The organism is Psychrobacter sp. NZS113 (assembly GCF_015864825.1).
Classification (GTDB): Bacteria; Pseudomonadota; Gammaproteobacteria; order Pseudomonadales; family Moraxellaceae; genus Psychrobacter.
Genome location: NZ_JADYWL010000010.1, coordinates 43,626 through 64,956, shown reverse-complemented (window position 1 = coordinate 64,956; position 21,331 = coordinate 43,626). Strand labels below are relative to the sequence as shown.

At 43.6% G+C, this 21,331-nt stretch carries 17 protein-coding genes; 10 read left to right on the top strand and 7 right to left on the bottom strand.

What is annotated here, in order from left to right; genetic code table 11:
• The first annotated feature begins 616 nt into the window (after positions 1-616).
• From I6E61_RS13360 to I6E61_RS13330, 7 genes are all read left to right on the top strand, one after another.
• Positions 617-1,708: an urease accessory protein UreD gene (locus I6E61_RS13360; protein ID WP_197135199.1), complete on the top strand. Its 1,092-nt coding sequence runs from the start codon at positions 617-619 to the stop codon at positions 1,706-1,708.
• A gap of 140 nt (positions 1,709-1,848) precedes the next feature.
• On the top strand, positions 1,849-2,151 hold the full coding sequence (ureA, locus tag I6E61_RS13355; protein ID WP_194198228.1) for an urease subunit gamma: 303 nt from the start codon (positions 1,849-1,851) through the stop codon (positions 2,149-2,151).
• A 150-nt stretch (positions 2,152-2,301) separates the two neighbouring features.
• Positions 2,302-4,491 carry an urease subunit alpha gene (gene ureC / locus I6E61_RS13350; RefSeq protein ID WP_197135198.1) on the top strand — a complete coding sequence of 730 codons (2,190 nt, stop codon included), beginning with the start codon at positions 2,302-2,304 and terminating at the stop codon, positions 4,489-4,491.
• A 104-nt stretch (positions 4,492-4,595) separates the two neighbouring features.
• Entirely contained in the window at positions 4,596-5,267 is a 672-nt protein-coding gene (gene ureE / locus I6E61_RS13345; RefSeq protein WP_227685939.1) for an urease accessory protein UreE, read from the top strand.
• Complete coding sequence (locus I6E61_RS13340; protein WP_197135197.1) at positions 5,267-6,040, top strand: urease accessory protein UreF; 774 nt, start codon at positions 5,267-5,269, stop codon at positions 6,038-6,040. Before ureE ends, I6E61_RS13340 begins: the two co-directional genes overlap by 1 nt.
• Before the next feature lie 57 nt (positions 6,041-6,097).
• Positions 6,098-6,787: an urease accessory protein UreG gene (gene ureG / locus I6E61_RS13335; protein WP_197135196.1), complete on the top strand. Its 690-nt coding sequence runs from the start codon at positions 6,098-6,100 to the stop codon at positions 6,785-6,787.
• 71 nt (positions 6,788-6,858) lie between these two features.
• Positions 6,859-7,614: a HupE/UreJ family protein gene (locus I6E61_RS13330; RefSeq protein ID WP_197135195.1), complete on the top strand. Its 756-nt coding sequence runs from the start codon at positions 6,859-6,861 to the stop codon at positions 7,612-7,614.
• 151 nt (positions 7,615-7,765) lie between these two features.
• Here the strand turns inward: I6E61_RS13330 and tig are convergent, their stop codons facing one another.
• Positions 7,766-9,109 carry a trigger factor gene (gene tig, locus I6E61_RS13325; RefSeq protein ID WP_110924162.1) on the bottom strand — a complete coding sequence of 448 codons (1,344 nt, stop codon included), beginning with the start codon at positions 9,107-9,109 and terminating at the stop codon, positions 7,766-7,768.
• A 395-nt stretch (positions 9,110-9,504) separates the two neighbouring features.
• Positions 9,505-10,167, bottom strand: a complete 663-nt coding sequence (gene rdgB, locus I6E61_RS13320) for an RdgB/HAM1 family non-canonical purine NTP pyrophosphatase (RefSeq protein ID WP_227685936.1) — start codon at positions 10,165-10,167, stop codon at positions 9,505-9,507.
• Positions 10,168-10,708: 541 nt separating this feature from the next.
• On the opposite strand from rdgB, the gene I6E61_RS13315 reads away from it, so the two are divergent.
• On the top strand, positions 10,709-11,338 hold the full coding sequence (locus tag I6E61_RS13315) for a superoxide dismutase (protein WP_197135194.1): 630 nt from the start codon (positions 10,709-10,711) through the stop codon (positions 11,336-11,338).
• A gap of 111 nt (positions 11,339-11,449) precedes the next feature.
• Here the strand turns inward: I6E61_RS13315 and I6E61_RS13310 are convergent, their stop codons facing one another.
• The 5 genes from I6E61_RS13310 to I6E61_RS13290 all read right to left on the bottom strand — a co-directional run bounded on the left by I6E61_RS13310 (position 11,450) and on the right by I6E61_RS13290 (position 16,861).
• A complete protein-coding gene (locus I6E61_RS13310; RefSeq protein WP_197135193.1) occupies positions 11,450-12,190 on the bottom strand; it encodes an SDR family oxidoreductase in 741 nt (246 codons plus the stop codon).
• 294 nt (positions 12,191-12,484) lie between these two features.
• Entirely contained in the window at positions 12,485-13,435 is a 951-nt protein-coding gene (locus tag I6E61_RS13305) for a P63C domain-containing protein (RefSeq protein WP_197135192.1), read from the bottom strand.
• 204 nt (positions 13,436-13,639) lie between these two features.
• Positions 13,640-14,809 carry a metal-dependent hydrolase gene (locus I6E61_RS13300; RefSeq protein WP_197135191.1) on the bottom strand — a complete coding sequence of 390 codons (1,170 nt, stop codon included), beginning with the start codon at positions 14,807-14,809 and terminating at the stop codon, positions 13,640-13,642.
• Positions 14,810-14,904: 95 nt separating this feature from the next.
• Entirely contained in the window at positions 14,905-15,723 is an 819-nt protein-coding gene (locus tag I6E61_RS13295; RefSeq protein ID WP_197135190.1) for a DUF72 domain-containing protein, read from the bottom strand.
• A gap of 70 nt (positions 15,724-15,793) precedes the next feature.
• The gene (locus I6E61_RS13290) at positions 15,794-16,861 is read right to left on the bottom strand and encodes a polyprenyl synthetase family protein (RefSeq protein ID WP_197135189.1); all 1,068 of its coding nucleotides are present in this window, start codon (positions 16,859-16,861) and stop codon (positions 15,794-15,796) included.
• An 881-nt stretch (positions 16,862-17,742) separates the two neighbouring features.
• Here I6E61_RS13290 and fadB point away from each other — a divergent pair.
• Both fadB and fadA read left to right on the top strand, forming a co-directional pair.
• The gene (fadB, locus tag I6E61_RS13285; protein ID WP_197135188.1) at positions 17,743-19,902 is read left to right on the top strand and encodes a fatty acid oxidation complex subunit alpha FadB; all 2,160 of its coding nucleotides are present in this window, start codon (positions 17,743-17,745) and stop codon (positions 19,900-19,902) included.
• A 149-nt stretch (positions 19,903-20,051) separates the two neighbouring features.
• Entirely contained in the window at positions 20,052-21,224 is a 1,173-nt protein-coding gene (gene fadA / locus I6E61_RS13280; protein ID WP_197135187.1) for an acetyl-CoA C-acyltransferase FadA, read from the top strand.
• Positions 21,225-21,331: the final 107 nt, after the last annotated feature.

Here is a 21,331-nt window from a genome sequence, read left to right as displayed (position 1 = left end):
AGCAGATAGTCTGTCTCAGTATTGAGTACAAGCTACTAACTATTCGTGAATATGATGCTACATCACAGATAAAGATAGTGCTAAAAAACGGTGCATTTGTGATAGCAAATTGTACAATTTTGGTGCAAATTAGAGCATGCTAAGAAAATAAAAATAGTTGATATCTATTTGACGCGTCGTGAAAACGAGGTGGCTGATATGACGGAAAGCTTCAGTGCTCAAAAATCAAGTAATATCATTAATTTGCATAGTATGGATTGTTTACTCTGATAGCCAGTGTCAGTAAGTTGGCATAATGATTGTATATATAGGGTGACGTTGTTTGATATATATATGGCTGCATAAGTTTTTTCATTGTCACTTTTGATATTGTTGCTTTCTCTAATTCTTTATATCAATTGCCTATATAGTCGATTCAATTTAAAAGTAGTACAGGGCAGCCGAGTGTAGATGTATATTTAATACTTCAAGCGAGGTTAACGCAGTAACACTTTTATAGTGGAATGACTATACCACCGGGTTTTGTATGATCGGCTTAATGCTTGACCTCTCAGTATCACAATGGTGTGTTATATTTAACGTTCAATACGCCCTAATTAGTAGATGAGTATATGAAATGAGTTGGGCCTCTTCTTTAGCTTTAGATTTTGACGCCGTAAAACGTACGAATACTATCAAAGGTATAGCCACGGCTGAGTCAAAAACTCGGCTTTATCATCGTAAGCATACGGGCGCTTTGATGGTACAGCGTCCTTTATACCCTGAGCCGCATGTGCAGCAGGGTATTTGTCATATATTGATGCTATATCCTCCAGCAGGTATCGCAGGTGGTGATACCTTGACTATGGACCTGCGTTTAGACAGCGACAGTCATGCTGTCATCACGACACCCGGAGCGGGTAAATGGTATGGCAAAGACAGTGTCAGCCAAAAAAGCAAAACCTCGCATCGACAGTCGCCCAAGCAAAGCGCTTGTGATAAAAAATCGCTAGTAGAACAAGGCATTATGCATAGTGATGATACTGACCACATAAGCTCAGTGCCAAACAACATGGCTGAATATGCTAGCCAAAAGGTATGCGCCACATTAGATACAAATGCTCGCCTAGAATGGTTGCCGCAAGAGAGCATTATTTATAATGAAGCCAATATGCATGCGACGAGTCGTTTTGAACTAAAGGATTCGTCCAGTCTCCTGACATGGGAGATTGGTGTCTTTGGGCGGCAGGCCTATAATGAACAGTTTTTGCAAGGGTATTACCATACAGGATTGAATATCTACCGAGAAGGTAAAGTCATCGTTGCTGAACGTGTGGCCCAGTCTGCCCAAAGTCGCTGGTTTACATCGCATTTAGGGCTAGCAGGACAGCATATCTATGGGTCGTTTTGGGCTGTGCCGAACTTAAATGACGTACACAAAAATCCAATGACGCTGACATCAAAAATAGAAAAATCAACCGCGACTATTGAAGCGACGACCAAGCAAGCCTTAACCCGTTATTTGGACAGTACTATATTGGTATTACGGCAAGCAATTGCTGACGCGGATCTACCTGTCTATTGCACCCATAATTATCAAGCGATTAATATCCGCTACATTGGTTCAGATGTGCGCGGATGTTTTGAAGCGTTCTACCAGCTTAGAGAAGTCTTACGTAAGCACTGGTGGCAGCTTGATCCGTGTCGTCCACGGATTTGGGATACGTGATTTTTGATTAGATACTACTTAATTTGTTATAACGTTAATCTGATAAAAGAAGACGCAATCGCCATTTTTGTTAAGGCATTAAACGTTTGAAGTACGCTACTCTGCGACACAGAGCATTATAAATACAATAAGGAAGTCCCATGCATTTGACCCCAACAGAAAAAGACAAGCTCATGCTATTCACGGCTGGCATGGTGGCTGAACGCCGTAAAAACCGAGGTGTTAAGCTTAACTATCCCGAAGCCATTGCTTATATCAGCATGCTACTGATGGAAGGCGCAAGAGATGGCAAAAGAGTGGCCGAATTAATGAGTGAAGGTGCCACCTATCTGTCGACTGATGATGTGATGGATGGTGTGGCAGAGATGGTGGATGAAGTACAAATCGAGGCGACGTTCCCTGATGGTACCAAACTAGTTACGGTGCATAATCCAATCGTGTAGAACGGTATATAGTCATTCCACTATAAAGTTATTACTGCGTTAACCTCGTTTGAAGTATTAGATATACATCTACGCTCGGTTGCCTTGTACTACTTTTAAATTGAATCGACTATCTTATTAAACTGATAACTATAAAATAAGGCGACTCCCATGCAAGCAGGCGAATACCATATTCAAGATGGCGATATTATCTTAAACCAAGGGCGACAGGTACAGACCATTAGTGTTAGCAATACTGGCGATCGACCTATCCAAATCGGCTCGCATTATCACTTTTACGAAGTCAACGATGCCTTGAGCTTCGAGAGAGAGCAGACGCGTGGTTATCGCCTGAATATTATCCCTGGTACAGCGGTACGCTTTGAGCCGGGGCAGTCACGTGAAGTGGAACTGGTCGCTTATGCTGGTAAGCAAGAAGTATATGGCTTTGCAGGGCGAGTGATGGGTGCAGCTAGCTCAGACGCCGCATCAGATAATACGGATAATAAAACCCCGCCAGTTACCTCGCAGAAGAAAGTCAGTCGGCATATTTATGCTGAGCATTTTGGCCCGACGACAGGTGACAAGGTTCGCCTAGCCGACACGGAGTTGTGGCTACAGGTTGAGGCTGACTTAACGAGCCAATTGAGTACTGATACCGATCAAGCAGATACGCCGCAAAATGGTGAGCAGGCTAGCAAACCTACTGAGATAAAAGGTGAGGAAGTTAAATTCGGTGGTGGTAAAGTCATTCGTGATGGTATGGGTCAAGGGCAACTACTGGGTGCCGACGTTGCCGACACGGTCATTACCAATGCGTTGGTCATGGATTATACGGGCATCTATAAAGCAGATATCGGTATCAAAGACGGTCGCATTAGCGGTATTGGCAAAGCGGGCAACCCTGATATACAACCTGCCATCGATATTGCGATTGGCGGTGCTACTGAAATCATCTCTGGCGAAGGCAAAATTCTCACAGCAGGTGGCGTCGATAGCCATATTCACTTTATCGCGCCCCAGCAGTGCGAGACGGCGCTTATGTCAGGGGTTACGACGATGCTAGGCGGCGGTACAGGGCCTGCTCAAGGTACGCTCGCGACTACTTGTACACCAGGGGCATATCATATTGCCTCAATGCTAAAGTCTACCGACAGTATTCCTATGAATATCGGATTACTGGGCAAAGGTAATGTGAGCGTGCCAGAACCCATCGCTGAGCAAATAGAAGCAGGCGCAGTTGGACTAAAGCTACATGAAGATTGGGGTACCACTCCGCAAGCCATTGATAACTGTTTGAGTGTCGCGGAAGAGTATGATGTGCAAGTAGCTATTCATACTGATACCTTAAACGAAAGTGGTTATCTTGAGAGTACACTAGCAGCGTTCAAGAATCGCTGTATCCATACCTTCCATACCGAAGGCGCAGGCGGTGGTCATGCCCCTGATATCCTCAAAGCGATTGGCGAATCGCATGTTTTGCCATCCTCTACCAATCCAACGCGCCCTTATACCGTCAATACTATTGATGAGCATCTCGATATGCTGATGGTCTGTCATCATTTGAGCCCTGCTATCGCTGAAGACGTGGCCTTCGCTGAAAGCCGTATTCGTCAAGAAACCATCGCCGCAGAAGATATCTTGCATGATTTGGGCGCGATTTCGATGATGAGTAGTGACTCGCAAGCCATGGGGCGGGTAGGCGAGGTTGTTATTCGCACTTGGCAAACCGCGCACAAAATGAAAGTGCAACGCGGACATCTAGCACCTGATGCAACAGCGACCATAGAGGATGAGCAGCAACGTATTACTTTGACGAACTACGACCAAAGCGCGGATAACGATAATTTTCGTATCAAACGCTACATCGCAAAATACACCATCAATCCTGCGATTACTCATGGTATCAGCGATATGGTTGGCTCTATCGAAGTGGGGAAATGGGCCGATATGGTGTTATGGTCGCCCAAATTTTTTGGGGTAAAGCCTGAATGCATCATCAAAGGCGGACTCATCGCTGCTGTGCCGATGGGCGATATTAATGCCTCTATTCCCACCCCGCAACCCGTACATTATCGTCCTATGTTTGCCACGTATCCAAAATCGATCGCCCAGACCAGTATTACTTTTATGTCGCAAGCTGCCATCGATAAGCAAGTGGATAAGCAGCTTGGATTGACCAAAGTTATCGAGCCGGTACATGGTATTCGTAGTATCCGGAAAAGTGACATGCGCTTTAATAGCTACTGCCCTGATATGGATATTAACCCTGAGACTTATGAAGTACGTGCCGATGGCGAGATGCTAACCTGTGAACCTGTCGATGTATTGCCCATGGCACAGCGTTACTTTTTATTCTAAGCACTTTTTATTCTAAACACTTTGTTATTCCAAGTATTTTATTATCCTACGTATTGTGAGTTTTACGCCTTAAAAGTTTGAGCAACAACAGCCAGAGTATAATAATGATGAAGATATTTAATACCCGTTTAAATGCTCCAAATGACACTCAAAGAACACAATTAGCAAAACAGCATCAAACCGATAACTATCTACTTTTAGATTTTGATACTCGCCAGCATTCTAGATTTAAAGCCACTACGGTTGCAGGCGAGAGTGTCGGTATTGACTTACCTCGGACAGGTACTCTCAAAGGTGATGATGTGTTAATCAATGAGGCAGGTGAGTTGATTCAGGTTATCGCTAAGCCTCAGGTCGTCACCAAAGTTACCGCTGATGATGTTTTTACGTTAATGAAAGGGGCGTATCATTTAGGCAATCGGCACGTGCCACTGATGTTTGACCAAAGTTTTGACCACGGTGATGCAGGCTATGCGTTATATTTTGAGAATGACCATGTGCTGGCGCAAATGTTAGAGCGTCTTGGATTGCAAGTTGAAGATGCTTCGGTACCGTTTGAACCTGAAACAGGGGCATATCAGTTAGGACAAGGGCATTCACATGGCCATTCTCACTCTCACTCACATGCTCATTCGGATTCAAATAGTGAATCGCATAGCCATTCGCACAGCGACATACATGGCAATACGCATGGCGCATCAGATAGCCATGAATACAAACATGAAAATAACCACAGCCACAGCCATCATGATGAAATTGTAGGGCAGCCAAAGTGATGGTAGATATCAGTGCCCAGTCTGCCCAGCCGGATCAACTTGGTCAGCTGCTGATGCTGGCATCGAGCAATTTACCCATTGGTAGTTATACCTATTCGCAAGGGGTTGAGTCAGCGATTGAGTCAGGCGTAATCTCTGATGAAGCCAGTACGCTGGTATTTATGCAGGACTATCTAGCGCTTGCTGTTATCGGCTATGAGTTGCCAGTATTAGGGCTAATAATGCTAGCGCTTGGTCAAGGTAATGACGCGCTAGCTGCAAATCTAGCACACGATTATCATGCCAGCCTAGAGAGTAAGGAGTTTGTGCTTGAGTCTCAACAGCTGGCTCAAGCAATGGTATCTTGGCTTAATGAAGTGCTGAGCCTCGGTATACCTGCTGAGATACCTGAAGACGGATACTTGCCACTTTTTGCTCATATTGCACAGCATTGGCAGCTACCATTAGCACAATCAATGACCACGTATGGCTTCGCCCAACTAGAGAACATGGTATTGGCTGCGGTCAAGACGGTACCGTTAGGACAGATGGCAGGCCAGCGTATCCTGTGGCAGTTGCAAAGTGAGTTAGCAGCTCAGATTGATGCTGTTAGCGATAATTTACGACGTACCTTCAATGAGTTGATGACATCGCCAGATTCGCTTGAAGAGCAAGACTGTCAGCAGCTATGCCAAGACCTCTATGAGATGCTCAATATATCGAATAACTTACCCAATTTGGCTATCCTTTCAAGCATGCATGAGGAGCAATACAGTCGGTTGTTTCGCTCATAACTACACCCTTATTTCTATTTATACTTATTAATATACAAACTATTTTAGGAATTCAACATGTCTCTAACCCCGCTCAAACCAAAAAACTCTCAATCTATATCAGACTTACAGACTGATAATGACCGCCAAAATCAGCCCTCTGCTTTATCGTGCCTACGCCTTGGCATTGGTGGCCCTGTTGGTAGTGGTAAGACTGCATTGACGTTGCGCTTGTGCCAAAACATGCGTGACACGGTCAATATGGCAGTAGTGACCAACGACATCTATACCAAAGAAGATTCAGAGTTTTTGACTCGTAATGATGCCATGCCTGCTGAGCGTATTCGTGGCGTAGAAACAGGTGGCTGTCCGCATACAGCTATCCGCGAAGATGCGTCGATCAATCTGACTGCTATTGCCGAACTACAAGCAACTTTCGAAGATTTAGAGATGATTATCATCGAATCAGGTGGCGATAATTTGGCGGCAACGTTTAGCCCAGAACTGTCTGATTTGACCCTATACGTTATTGACGTCTCAGCAGGTGATAAAATACCTCGTAAAGGTGGGCCCGGAATTACCAAGTCTGATCTGTTGATTATTAATAAGACCGATCTTGCACCAATGGTAGGGGCTTCGCTAGAAGTCATGGCAAGAGATGCAAAAAAAATGCGTGGTGACAAACCTTTTATCTTTAGCAACATGAAAACAGGGGATGGATTGAATGAGATTATTGCCTTTATCAAAGAGCAGGGCATGCTTGCTTAGCCAATAGAAGCTCACTAACTATGAACAACAAGCTACGAACAACCAAATTATTAATATTAAGGAGCACTCCCATGACAGCCTCTACCAAGACAAAAACTATAACAAAAACGCATTTTTCACAGGCTCTATCCGCTCGTAGTATAGTGGCTGGCTCAGCGGTGATGATGACTTCATTAATGTTACCGTCACTGGCGCAGGCACATGCAGGGCATATTCATTCAACGACTGCGCACACATCATCGCTGTTAGGCACGTTGCAAGCAGGGTTGATGCATCCGCTGACTGGCTTTGATCATTTGTTTTTGGCAGTTGGTATGGGCATGTTGTTTTATGGATTGCAAAAGCAGCGCTTGGGTATGATGTCGTTGGCAGGAGGACTATCACTGGGAGCGGTATTAGCGACTATCGGTGCTTTGGTAGGTGGTGCTGCGTTTGGTTCGGCCGCTGGCATGGTTGAGATGGCGATACTATTGTCGGTCGCAGTATTGGCATTTGTGTTAATGGGTCAATGGCGCGGAAAAGCTGCATCATTAAATACATCAGTAGCGAGCACGCCAAATACAAGTTACGTCCCATTACTGAGTATGACTTTTGGCGGCTTGGCAGTATTTCATGGTATGGCGCATGCGATAGAATTGCCAGCACAGGTTAGCGCATCAGGTCAGTTAGGTTTTTATGCCGGTATGATGGTTTCTATGTTGGGGCTATATGCAGTGGGTATGGTGATTAATCAGCAGTTGCAACAGCGTTTGGGCGGTCATTTTTGGTTCCAACGTGGGTTGGTTATGCTAGGTTTAGGGGCCGTATTTATTCCTGTTTTAACTTAGGGTTTTATTACTATTTTGACCTAAACTGCTATTTATGTTTACCCATAAAAATACGGCCCCAATCGATGATCGGGGCCGTATTTTTATGAGCTAAGAACATGAGTGCTATCTGAAAGTAGGTATCCTAAAAACAGATAGCGCTCAGTCTAAACTACATGGCTTGCTGCTGTTGTTGCTGAGCAGCTAGCAAGTCTTGGTAGCTCACTTCTTTGTCAGTTACTTTACCTTGCTCGATTAGATAATCAACCACTTGGTCTTCTAGTACAACAGACTCAATGTTAGCGCGCTGTTGCTTATCAGTGGTGTAGTACTCGATCACTTCTGCTGGATCTTCGTAGTTTTCAGCTGCTTCTTTGATGAACGTCTCAACGCGTGCTTGATCTACTTCTAAGCCTTTGGTATCGATAACACGAGCAACGATGATGCCAAGACGGGCAGCACGTAGCGCTTGCTCTTCAAATAGCTCATTTGGTAGCATGTCTTTATCGAAGCTATCAGCATTGGCGCCGAACTGCTGAGAGAAACGTTGCATCATCATGTTGCGTTGACGCTCGATTTCTTGCTCTAGCATAGCGTTTGGTACGTCAAACTCATTCTTTTCTAGCAATGCGTCAAAAGTCGCTTGCTTAACTTGGCTACGCGCAGCGTTTTTGATTTCGCGTTCCATGTTTTTGCGTACGTCGTCTTTTAATTTTTCAACGCCGCCTTCTTTTACGCCGAATAGCTCAAGGAACGCATCGTCGATTTCAGGTAGCTTAGATTTTTCAACCAGTTTTACGTTGATTTTGAACTGAGCTTCTTTACCCGCTAGGTTTTCAGCTTGGTAATCTTCTGGGAAAGTTACTTCGATGATTTTTTCGTCGCCAGCTTTCATGCCTTTGATACCCGCTTCAAAACCAGGAATCATTTGGTTGCTACCGATAACCAATTTGAAGTCTTCAGCAGAGCCACCTTCGAATTTTTCGCCGTCGATAGAACCTTCAAAGTCAAAAGTCACTTGGTTGTCTTTCGCAGCCATGCCTTTTTTCTCAACGAATTCTTCACGTTGCTTTTGTAGGTTTTCGATCATGGTGTCAACGTCAGCTTCATCAACCTTAGCAGTATGACGCTCAACTTCGATTTCATCGATACCTTGTACGTCTACTTCTGGGAAGATTTCAACAGTCGCTTGATAAACCAAGAAATCATCTTCAAGTTTTACGTCGTCGATGTTAGGCATGCCAACAGCGCGGATGTCTTCAGATTTGATTGCTTCAAACACAGTATCACGGATCACATCGTTGATAACTTCTTGTTGAATGCCAGCACCGTACTGAGAGCGGATGTGTGACATAGGGACGTTACCTTTACGGAAACCGTCAATCTTGGCAGTTTTCGCAACTTGGCGAATACGGCCTTCGACTTTGTTTTGAATTTTTTCGACAGGTACTTTAACTGTCAATTGAGTTTCTTTGTTAGATAGCTTGTTGGTTGTGACTTGTAAATCTGTAGCCATGTTAATTACACCTTTAGGATTAGATAGTACTTAAAATTAAGCAGTACTTAGGATTAAATGGTAATAGACAAACCGAGCCTCAAAATACGGGCGTGTACAACGGATTGCCGTTGGAATAAATAGGGGACAATGATAGCCCGCAACGTCCATATCAGTGTCAGTAGCAATCGCTGCCAGCACAAAATATAAAACTGCTGAGGTTGTAAATGCTATCAAATATCAATAATAAACCGTTAATGCACCGCATAATAACGCTTTTTGGTGAATTATACAGACATATAACGGTTTTCGACAAAAATTTTAAAAGTAGAACAGTATAATCTATCTGATTATTAAAGTAAAAATTATCTGTTTGGTGTCATGTTTCCTTATGTTGCTTACCTTTATAGGAGCAATTATAAAGGCAGCTGTGCCAATAGCTGCTGAATGGCCTGACCGCGATGACTGATGCTGTTTTTATCAGCAGCGCTCAAGCTGGCCGCACTGGCTTGCAAGTCAGGTAACCAAAATAATGGGTCATAACCAAAACCACCGTCACCATGCGCTGTCTCTGAAATCTCACCATGCCATAATCCTTGAGCGATAATCGGTAGTGGGTCGTCAGCATGACGCACCATTACCAGTACACAAACAAATAACCCTTTAATAGGCTCGTTAGCGTGCTCAGTACGAATAGGCTGCAAGTCAGCGATGAGCTTTGCATTGTTTTTACTATCGTTACCATGCTCACCAGCATAGCGAGCAGAGTAGATACCCGGGGCGTTACCGAGTGCGGGCACACACAGCCCTGAGTCGTCAGCGATAGCAGGCAGTCCACTGATACGGCTGGCATGACGGGCTTTAATAATGGCGTTTTCGACGAAGCTCAGGCCGTCCTCGATCGCATCTTCGATATCGAGCTGACCTTGCGGGATGATGGTCACCTCTAGATTAGCCTCAGCGAATAACCGTTTAAATTCAGCCAGCTTGCCTTTGTTATTGCTGGCGAGCACCCATTGGGTACTTGGTGCTGATTGTGTCGAGTGTAGGGGAGTGTTGATAGTACTGGTGTTGCTCATAGTGTCTTTCCGTTAAATAATTACGTAGAGTCTGGTTAATCTGGTTTTTGTCTTTTGGCATTCTTTTACTGTTGATATAAACGTATTTACCAGTCATATTTGACTTGTCAGTTATCTTTTTGAAATAGGTTGCAATATCCGCTAATACATAGCCAATGGCTATACTGATTGTACGGTCTATAACATTTGGTAACTGATACTTTTGGTCATTGTTGCTATAATGCACACCAAGCTACAGCGAGTTATATCCTGTAACTTTTGAATATTTAATTAATAAATGCTCATGAAGTCAAACACTTGGCTTTTAAGCAAAGAATAATAGCAAGTAGTAACCGCTAGGTTCATTTTGGATTCATAATAATACGTGATATTGTATTGAGCAGTACCGTGTATCAAGTAATAAGATTCATTTCAAACAATAAACTCAGCCAATTTAGTCCGCTATTTTATAGTGTTTTTTACGGCGTAAAAATAGCGTAAGATTCAGTCTCTATAAGAAGTCTTTATAAACTAACGGCTAAACAGCAAGGATAAAATAACTATGTCAAACATTACATTGCCAGAACTACCATATGCAAAAGACGCACTAGAGCCACATATCAGTGCCGAGACGCTAGAGTATCATCACGATAAGCATCATAATGCGTACGTGACCAAGCTTAACGATTTGCTACCAGGTTCTGGTCTAGAAGACAAAACGTTGCCAGAAATCATCCTAGCGACTGCTAACGATGACAGCAAACAAGGTATGTTCAACCAAGCAGCTCAAGTATGGAACCACACGTTCTACTGGAACTGCATGACGCCAACGAACGGCGGCGGCGAACCTACTGGTGATCTAAAAGCTAAAATCGAAGAAGATTTCGGTAGCTATGACAAGTTCCGTGAAGAGTTCAAAAACGCAGCATTGACTCAGTTCGGTTCAGGTTGGGCATGGTTAGTCGCTGATAAAGTCGGTGGCAAACTGTCTATCGCTAAAACTGCTAACGCTGATACCCCACTTGCACATGACCAAATCGCTGTATTGACTTGTGATGTATGGGAACATGCGTACTATATCGACTATCGTAACCGTCGTCCTGACTACGTAGATACGTTCCTAGACAAGCTAGTGAACTGGGACTACGCAAATGCAAAATATAAAGGTCAAGACGCTGGCGTTGAAGAATAATATTCAACAGCTAAGTATTTGATTGAAAAAAGGACACCGCGAGGTGTCCTTTTTTTGTTTGGTCGTTTTGTTTTAGGTATTAATAGACATACCGTCAATATGATAACGCTATTAAGCGACACCGCCGTTTGCACCGATATTTTGTCCAGTGACCCAAGCCGCTTCTTCACTTACCAAAAATGATACGATACGGGCGATATCAATTGGTTCACCAATACGGTTAAAAGCTGACATGCTGGCGAGTTTTTCAACCGCTTCGTCTGTTTTACCTTGATTGAACAATTCGGTATCTGTTGGTCCAGGCGATACGGCATTGACGGTGATATTGCGTGCCCCAACTTCTTTAGAAAAAACTCTGGTCAGCTGCTCTACTGCGCCTTTAGTCGCGCAATAAGTACCATAAGTGGGTAGCATCATGCGAGTGGTGGTGCTTGAGAGGTTAACAATACGGCCACCATCATTGAGTTTGGTCGCTGCCTCACGCAATGTATTAAAGGTGCCTTTTACATTGATAGAGAAAATACGGTCAAAATCCTCATCGGTCGTCTCTGCAATGGGTTTATTAATCATCATACCTGCGCTATTGACCAAAATGTCTGGTTTGCCAAATTCACTAATGGTGGTCTCGAACAGCGTGGCGACTTGCTCAGTATTACTGACATCTGCTTGCACAGCGATAGCTTCACCGCCTGCCGATTTAATTTGGTTTACGATATCATTGGCTGCTGCGTCATCGTTTGCATAGTTAATAATTGTTTTGGCACCTGCTGCTGCTAGTAATATAGCTATCTGTGCGCCGATGCCTTTTGATGAACCAGTTACAATCGCGACTTTATTTTTTAGTGTTGTCATTATTATTCTCTCTATTGTTGTAGATGAATATCAGCACACCTATATGGCGCTTTGACTGATAATTTTTAACTAACGATATAGACGTTACCAGTGTGCAAAGACAATGAGTAGAGCGGTTACGTATAATTATTTTAGGATAAGCTTATCCATTGTGTCTACGCAGATGTAAAGCATAAAGGTTAATAGACTGACGTTGAAAAGTATTCTTTAGCTATTAAAGGTTTGGATGAGTAAAAAGGACGCTGAGAGGCGTCCTTTTTATTATGTTCGAAAGCTTCAATTCAAATTATATTTCTATAAAAGATCCATTTGATCACCAGATTGTGGAAAGCGCTTTTTAAACATTCTTTTAAATTCAGTAATTGTGTCAGAAATTTTTAATAAAGTTAAAACTTCTCTCATTTGGAGTCTGAGCTTTTCTACACCATACTCTTCTGTCATATGTTGATGAAATCTATTTTTCCTATTTCCTTTATCATCTATCTTTGGGTTTAATTTATCTAATTCTTCTAAAACTGCCCCATTTTCAAGAGGTTCGTAAACATATGACCTAGTAAATTTTGCAAAATGCTGTGGCTTATTGATGACTATAGCTCCAGACTTCCTTGTGGCAGTACTCTGACTACCGTATATTCGGTTTAATTCTCTATAAAACTCATCAGGAAATTCTTTCTGCCACTCTCTTTTTTCTTCTTCTAAATATTGCTGAACAAGTAAGCGCAGTGCATCTGGGCTACGTTCAGTTTGGTATCCTGTAGCCTCGTCAATTAATGCCACGACACCAATTTTGGCAAAAGCATTTAATATAGCTACTGATTGATGGTAAAGATCTTTTTGAGTCGAAGTAAGTTTTCCTGCATCATGTGCGCGCTTAATTGCTTTACAAACTTCTACGAGTACATCAGCCTCATAGGCATGATTTGGATCTGATCTCAAATAATTCAAAAGTATAGGATTTTCAATAGAGTTTTGTAGTCTGTCATCTATTTCAGATCCTAATCCTTTGCGACCTATGGTCCGCATAAATGAATTACCACCATCAGACTTTAAACCAATAGCTTTAGCCATTCCTTTTTTGTTAAACACCCTTCTACCATCTTCAAGTACATAACACTCAAGGTCTATACCACCTATATGCATAACACCTTTATGTGTTGCATTTACTGTTACAGGAGCTTTAGTTTTGGATGTAGACAACACAACACTATCTTTTATTGGTTCAATTACATTGATTTGTTCAGACATTTATCAGTTCCTTCGATGAATTACCTATCTATCATATAAGTTATCTACAGTTATAACGTTAGGCTAGCATGAAGCATAAGCTACGTTGTAAACATTTTTCAAGTGGATTCTTTATTTGCAGCTTATACCACCTCAAATCCAAATTTCCTTAATGACTTTCTAGGGATCGTATGTAATAAGCATGTGTTTTACTCTTGGTCAGCACTAATCCTCATTAATCAAAACCCAGCCGCTATCTATATCTATAGACGACTCATCAAACACTCTCGCAAATCCTTGTTTCACCAATTCAATACGCGATACTTCAGGTTCACCATCAACTTTGATAATGGGTGCATCTATAGGCGTAATAGATTGCCACGGCAACGCTTGTCCTGTTTTATTGGCCAATACAAAACTAAAAAATGCGGTATCACCTGCCATCATACGCAGGTCATCAACGACCAACTGGACGTCTTGTTTGTTCGGTTCAATAGAGTCATCAAGCATCGTTTGAGTTCGGTAGCCTGTCCAATCACCAGAGAACCAATCCAGCCTGTGTGCATAGGGCTGGCTCGCTGTTGGTAAGTTTGCGCGTAGCGTCTGCGAATTATCATACTGCGTCAGATAGCGATACTCAGGTAAGCGACTGTCTAAAACGCTACCGCGCATTTCAATCAATCTATTTTGATCGTCTTCAGCGACCGTACGCCACATCAGGATAGTAGGTAGCACAGGCATAGTTTTGATACGAGCTATATTGTCTATTTTGGCAGCTGCTAAGGTTTGCTCAGCTTTGTCTTGCGCGTAATATTTTAGACCTAACGAAAGCATCAGATACCCACTACTGATAACCAACATCCACATGGCAAGCCGTTGGCAATGGGCTAATATGCCAGTTTTAAAAATACCAAGCTTACTTCCTTTTATCATCCCTATAATCATTGCGATGAGCAGTGGCAACGTATATAGCGGATCGATGATAAAAATTGACGCAATGCTAAAAGGTGTCAGCGATAAAGACTCTTGTAGTGGCCACAGTAATTGCGTGCCATAGACCGTGAAGCTGTCTAAAAGTGGATGGGTCGTGAGCGCCAGCGTTATAGCCGTTGCCAAGCGCGTCGTAGAGTAAGGCAGTGGCATGTTGCGCCATGCATGATAGCGACTAATCAGCAAAGCGCCTACGATGCCAACTGCTGTCAGGACAATTAGTGAATGACTAAAACCACGGTGATAGGTCATATTACTGATGGGATCAGGATAATGTATTAAGACATCCAAATCGGGCAAAGTGCCCAGCATTGCCCCGTATAGATAGGCTTTGCGCCCTTGGTATTTACCCAGTATCGTACCTTGTACACTAGCGCCTAAAACAATCTGACTGAGTGAATCCATGGTTGTCTACTTGTATGGTTTTTTATTTGGTTTCTTGTTTGATTTCTTATTTGAGTGTGAGTAATGACTGACTATCACACAAGACAGTTTCTGGTTCAAAAAATCTCAAAGTGGTGAGCGGATAATGCTTCACGCAGCATCGCAATATTATAATAAGCATGCGCATTGACGGTGTTTTGAAAGAAAATATACAACGTATCAAAGTGCTGACGCTGATTGGCAATCGCTTGCGCCCAGTCCTGCATCTCCGCCTCGCTATAACGATAGTCATGACGGTCAGCTGCGCTCATCGCATCCCACCAGTTTAGATTATTACCATGCATGCGCAGATAGCCAGTGCGTTCAGTGAATATCAACCGTGACGGCGGTAGACCGCTGACTTTGGGGTAATCAACGCTACACCAAATGAGACCTTGCTGTACAAAACTATCGACCACTTGCGGCGTGTGCCAAGCGTTATGACGAAACTCAATGGTGAGTGGGTAGTCTTGAAACCAACTGACAAGCTCTGCTAGATAGAGACGATGCTCACGAGTACGATCAAAACCATGCGGAAACTGGAGTAATAATGGCGCTAAAGCATTTGCTTCGATAAGCGGAGATAAGGCGTTTAGAAATGCTTGTGCATGTTCGGCAGTACCTTTGCGTGCATGAGTAAAGTCTTGATGCAGCTTGACAGCAAATTTTAACTGACTGTCCGTTTGCACGTAGGCTTTATTGACCATACCAGCAAAGGCTTTTTGCCCGATAGGTGCGTAAAAGCTGCTGTTAATCTCGACAGCCCCATATTGCTTGGCATACTCACATAAAAAGTCCGTCTTTTTGGTGCCAGTAGGATACAGCGTACCGAGCATGTCAGTATCGCTATAGCCACCAGTGCCAAGATAAATACGCGGGGTAGGGGAACTGTCCATGTTGACCACTCACTGCCGTTTGGGTAATAAGGTTTGCTACGATATCTTTTATCGTTTGTAATTCGCTAAACTATTTCTTACGCGACCAAAGCCACTCAATCAATGCCAGTAGTGCATCAGTGTTTTGATTGTCGCTAAGCTCACGACTGATTGCCGCGCGTCCGTCATTAAACAGCGATTGCGCATAGCTGGTCGCCTTATCAACGCCCATGAATTTTACATAGGTAGACTTGTCCAGTTTTTCATCGCTACCAGCAGGCTTGCCAAGAGTATCGGTAGAGGTGGTCACATCTAAAATATCGTCTTGAACTTGAAAAGCCAGACCAATGTGTTGGGCGCATTCTTGTAGTGCCATGCGCTGAGGAGCCGTCGCGCCAGCACAGATGCCGCCCATGAGCATGGCCGCTTCAATTAATGCGCCTGTTTTGTCACGGTGAATGGCTTCTAAATCGGTTTGTGAAATGCTATCACTGGCTTCGGCATTGAGATCCAGCATTTGACCAGAGACCATACGTCTGGCACGTGGCGCAAATATAGCGAGCAGTTGGCTTGCGATCGCCGTATCGAATGGCGCAAAGGTAGGCAGCTCTGCGGTCAATACTTCAAAGGCTAATGTCTGTAGCACATCCCCTGCTAGCAGTGCTGTCGCTTCATCAAAGACGATATGAGCCGTCGGCTGACCACGGCGCAGGTCATCATCGTCCATACAGGGCAAGTCATCATGCACCAACGAATAGGTATGTAGCAGCTCTACTGCCAACGCTGCACGGCGCGCCATATCATAATCTGAGTCGTTTTCTAATAGTGACGCTAAGTCATCGCTGATTGCAGTGTTTTTATCAAACTTATTATCACTCTTCTTATCACTATGATCATTCACATTAGCGAAAGCGCTGGCAACCAGCAGTGGACGTACCAATTTACCTTGGCCAGTCATCACATAACGGCAGGCATCCAACAATGGGTTTGGTAGCTCGGCATAAGCAAACAGCACGTCGATATCTTGCGCCAATTGCGCGCGCACAGCACTATGGAATTTCTGGGTGCTGTTATCGGTATTGCTATCGATGCTATTTTCAGAGCGATTAAAAGACTTAAAGCTAGTAGGCATAACGCTTGGCGTAGAAGAAACAGTCATAATCCAACCATTTATCAGAGGAGTAATAAAATTATCGTTAGTGTAGCATGAACGATTATAGTGCTTGTGTGAGACACGCTAACAATCGATGGTTTTTTGCGTTTTTATACCGTGATTTGTCTGAAAGGAAATTAACTTCAGCCGACATATAACAACAAGATTTTGTTACGGACGGATGGTTTTACACACTGGTTGAATATGTTCTGATAAAAGAGCAAGCTAAGCGGAGTACACTAATCGTATCGCATCAACGGTCTATCATCTTTGAGGTGGTAGACATGAAAATAAGTAAGGCGGCATAAATTCAAAATAGTATTTCAGTGTACATTTACTCACTTAAAGCACGTTTGTCACTAGGTAAAGGGTTACTATCGACTTAAGAGTGACTTGCGAGTATGGTATTAGCTTGTGACAGTGAGGGTCATAATCCCCTACACTAATTGGCGTAGAGATAGTCTGATGATGAAAACATGGGTTTTATACCGGTATCTAAACTAAGTGGATAACTCATATAAAACCAAATATCAGTCAGTATTTATAACACCAACACTTGCAACAGCAGTACCTTGAAAGAAATTATATAAATGAAGCGCTGTATTTATTTGTGTTAAAGAAACAATAATGAGCACATAGCCATAAATACACAATGATAAGCGCTAGATAATAAAGACATCTTCACTGGTTAATCTGCCATGCTTTTTGTCATGATGACGTTATTTTTGTTTGTCATGATGAGAGTACAGATCAATCAGTGCTATTACTTACTTTACTAACAATAACCGGCTATTTTTTACAGTCTAAAAAGTAGCTTTATAAGTTATAAACTTTATAAGTCATAAATTTTATTACATCGTTTTTATTACAATAGAAAGGAGTTCCACATGGTATACCAAGGAAATCGCATCACGGTGACAATGCTAGAGGATGGCATCGCCAATATGCAGTACAACGCCGAAAATGAGAGCGTGAACAAATTTGATGCTGAGACCAATAAGCAGTTTGGTGAAGCGGTTAGCGCGCTAGAAAAAGCGGACGACGTAAAAGGTCTTATCGTTACTTCAGCCAAAGGCGTGTTTATCGCTGGTGCTGACATCACAGAATTCGTTGGTTCTTTTAAGAAGTCAGAAAGCGAGATCAAAGAGTGGGTCGTTCATGTCAATGACGCTTTCAATCGTTTTGAAGACCTACCATTCCCTAAAGTTGCTGCTATTAATGGTGCTGCCATGGGCGGTGGTTGTGAGATGACATTGGTTTGTGAATACCGTGTCATGAGCGACAAAGCGATTATCGGTCTACCAGAAACTCAATTGGGTATCTTCCCAGGTTTTGGTGGTACGGTTCGTAGTACGCGTATTATCGGTATCGATAATGCACTTGAGCTTATCGCGACTGGCGCTCCTAAAAAAGCATTGGCAGCATTAAAGCTAGGCTTGGTTGATGCGACGGTCCCTGCCGACGACTTGCAAGATGCAGCGATTGACTTGGTCAAAAAATGTATCTCAGGTGAGCTTGATTGGAAAGCAAAACGTGAAGAAAAACTGGTTCCTGTTAAGCTAAATCAGCTTGAGCAAGCCATGGCATTCAACAGTGCCAAAGGTATGATCTTTGCCAAAGCAAATCCTAAGCAGTACCCAGCACCAGCGCTAGCGATCGCAGCGATTGAGAAGCACGTGAATTTACCACGTGACAAAGCAATCGAAGTAGAAGCGGCTGGTTTTGCTAAAGCGGCTAAAACCCCACAAGCAGAAAGTTTGGTAGGTCTGTTCTTAAACGATCAATTGGTTAAAAAGTTAGCGAAGCAACACAGCAAAAAAGCACATGAAATCAATGAAGCCGCTGTACTAGGCGCTGGTATCATGGGTGGCGGTATTGCCTATCAAGCAGCCAGCAAAGGCTTGCCAATCATCATGAAAGACATCAAGTCTGAGCAATTAGACCTTGGTATGGGTGAAGCCAGCAAATTGCTTGGTAAAATGGTCGATCGCGGCAAAATGACCCCAGCAAAAATGGGCGAAACCTTAAGCCGTATCCGTCCAACGCTTAACTATGGTGATTTTGCTGAAACTGATATCGTTATCGAAGCGGTAGTCGAAAATCCAAACGTGAAGCGTGCGGTACTAAAAGAAGTAGAAGGCTTAGTAAAAGACGACTGTATCCTAGCGTCAAACACCTCAACCATTTCTATTACTTTCTTGGCTGAAGCCCTTGAGCGTCCAGAAAACTTCGTCGGTATGCATTTCTTCAACCCAGTACACCGTATGCCATTGGTTGAAGTTATCCGCGGTGAAAAATCATCTGAAGAAGCCGTTGCGACCACCGTTGCACTAGCGTCTAAAATGGGTAAAGTGCCAGTTGTGGTTAACGATTGCCCAGGTTTCCTCGTAAACCGTGTATTGTTCCCATACTTTGGCGCGTTTGATTTGTTGCTTAAGCAAGGTGCTGACTTTGCTCATGTCGATAAAGTCATGGAAAAATTCGGCTGGCCAATGGGCCCTGCGTATCTAATCGACGTTGTCGGTCTAGATACTGGTGTTCATGGCGCAGAAGTCATGGCAGAGGGTTTCCCTGATCGCATGAAGCCTGATTATAAAGGTGCTATTGAGCTTTTATATGAAAACAAACGCCTAGGTCAGAAAAACGGTGTTGGTTTCTATAAGTATGAAATGGACAAACGCGGCAAGCCAAAGAAAGTCGCTGACGAAGCCACTTATGAGCTGCTAAAAACCACGACAGATAGCGAAAAGCAAGAATTTGACGATCAAGCCATCATTGACCGCACTATGATTGCATTCTGCAACGAGACTGTTCGCTGCTTAGAAGACAACATCGTGAGCACGCCTGCTGAAGCTGATATGGCAATGATCATGGGCGTAGGTTTCCCACCATTCCGCGGTGGCCCTTGCCGTTATGTTGACCAAATGGGTCTAGAGAACTACTTGGCACTGTGTGAAAAATACGCATATCTAGGCAAAGCTTATGAAGCCCCGCAAAAGATTCGCGATATGGCAGCAGCGGGCGAGACCTTTTACGCGACAGCATAATAGGCAGTCACTACTAGGATGAAGTGCAGTACACATGCTCGATAAAATGATTAGTAATTAATTTATTATCAGTAACCTTAACCTTCTAAATTAGATAGGTGAGCATTGCGGTACTGCCACTGACAATAAAAATTGAAAAGGAAGATAGTATGACAATTTTAAGTCCAAAAGACGTGGTCATCGTAGATGGCGTACGCTCAGCGATGGGTAAAACGAAAAACGGTATGTTCCGCCACGTTCGCGCTGATAGCATGTCTGCTGAATTGGTACGTGCATTGGTCGAGCGTAATGACTTTGACCCACGTGACGTTGAAGACATCATTTGGGGTTGTGTCAACCAGACACTAGAGCAAGGCCTAAACATTGGTCGTAACATCGGTCTGCTAGCTGGTATTCCAAAAACTGCTGGTGGCCAAACGGTCAACCGTCTATGTGGCTCTTCTATGCAAGCGCTTCACACTGCTGCGGCGCAAATCATGACTAACCAAGGTGATATCTTTATCATCGGTGGTGTTGAGCATATGGGCCATGTCGGCATGATGCATGGTGTTGATCTAAACCCTGCAGCTTCTAAGCACTATGCAAAAGCCTCAAACATGATGGGCTTGACTGCTGAAATGCTAGGTCGTATGAATAACGTCACTCGCGAAGAGCAAGATGCCTTTGGCCTTGAGTCTCATCGCCGTGCATGGGCTGCGACCACTGAAGGTCGTTTTGACAATGAAATCATCGGCATCGAAGGTCATGATGCTTCTGGTCGCTTGCAACTATGTACTGTTGATGAAGTGATTCGTCCAGATGCGACCATGGAGCAAATGCAAAAGCTACGTCCAGCCTTTGATCCTAAAGGCGGTACGGTTACTGCTGCAACGTCATCTGCATTATCTGACGGTGCGTCTGCAATGCTAGTGATGAGCGCACAAAAAGCCAAGGAGCTAGGTCTAAAGCCTCGTGCCCGTATTCGTAGCATGGCAGTAGCTGGTTGTGATGCCGCTATCATGGGTTACGGTCCTGTACCTGCGACTCAAAAAGCACTTAAGCGTGCTGGCATGAGCATCGATGATATGCAAACCATCGAGCTAAACGAAGCATTCGCAGCGCAAGGCTTATCAGTACTTAAAGCATTGAACTTGACGGACAAGCAAGACATCGTCAACATTAATGGTGGTGCGATTGCACTGGGTCATCCACTAGGGTGTTCTGGCGCTCGTATCACGGTTACGTTGCTAAACGCAATGGAGCAGTCAGATACTGAAATCGGTCTAGCGACGATGTGTATCGGTCTTGGTCAAGGTATCGCTACTATTATTGAGCGTGTTTAATATTGTCTCACTGATGTGAACAGAATTGTTTGAATACTCAATAAGCAGCTATTTGCTAATAAATAAAACCTCTAGTCATCATGGCTGGAGGTTTTTTTATGGGCAAC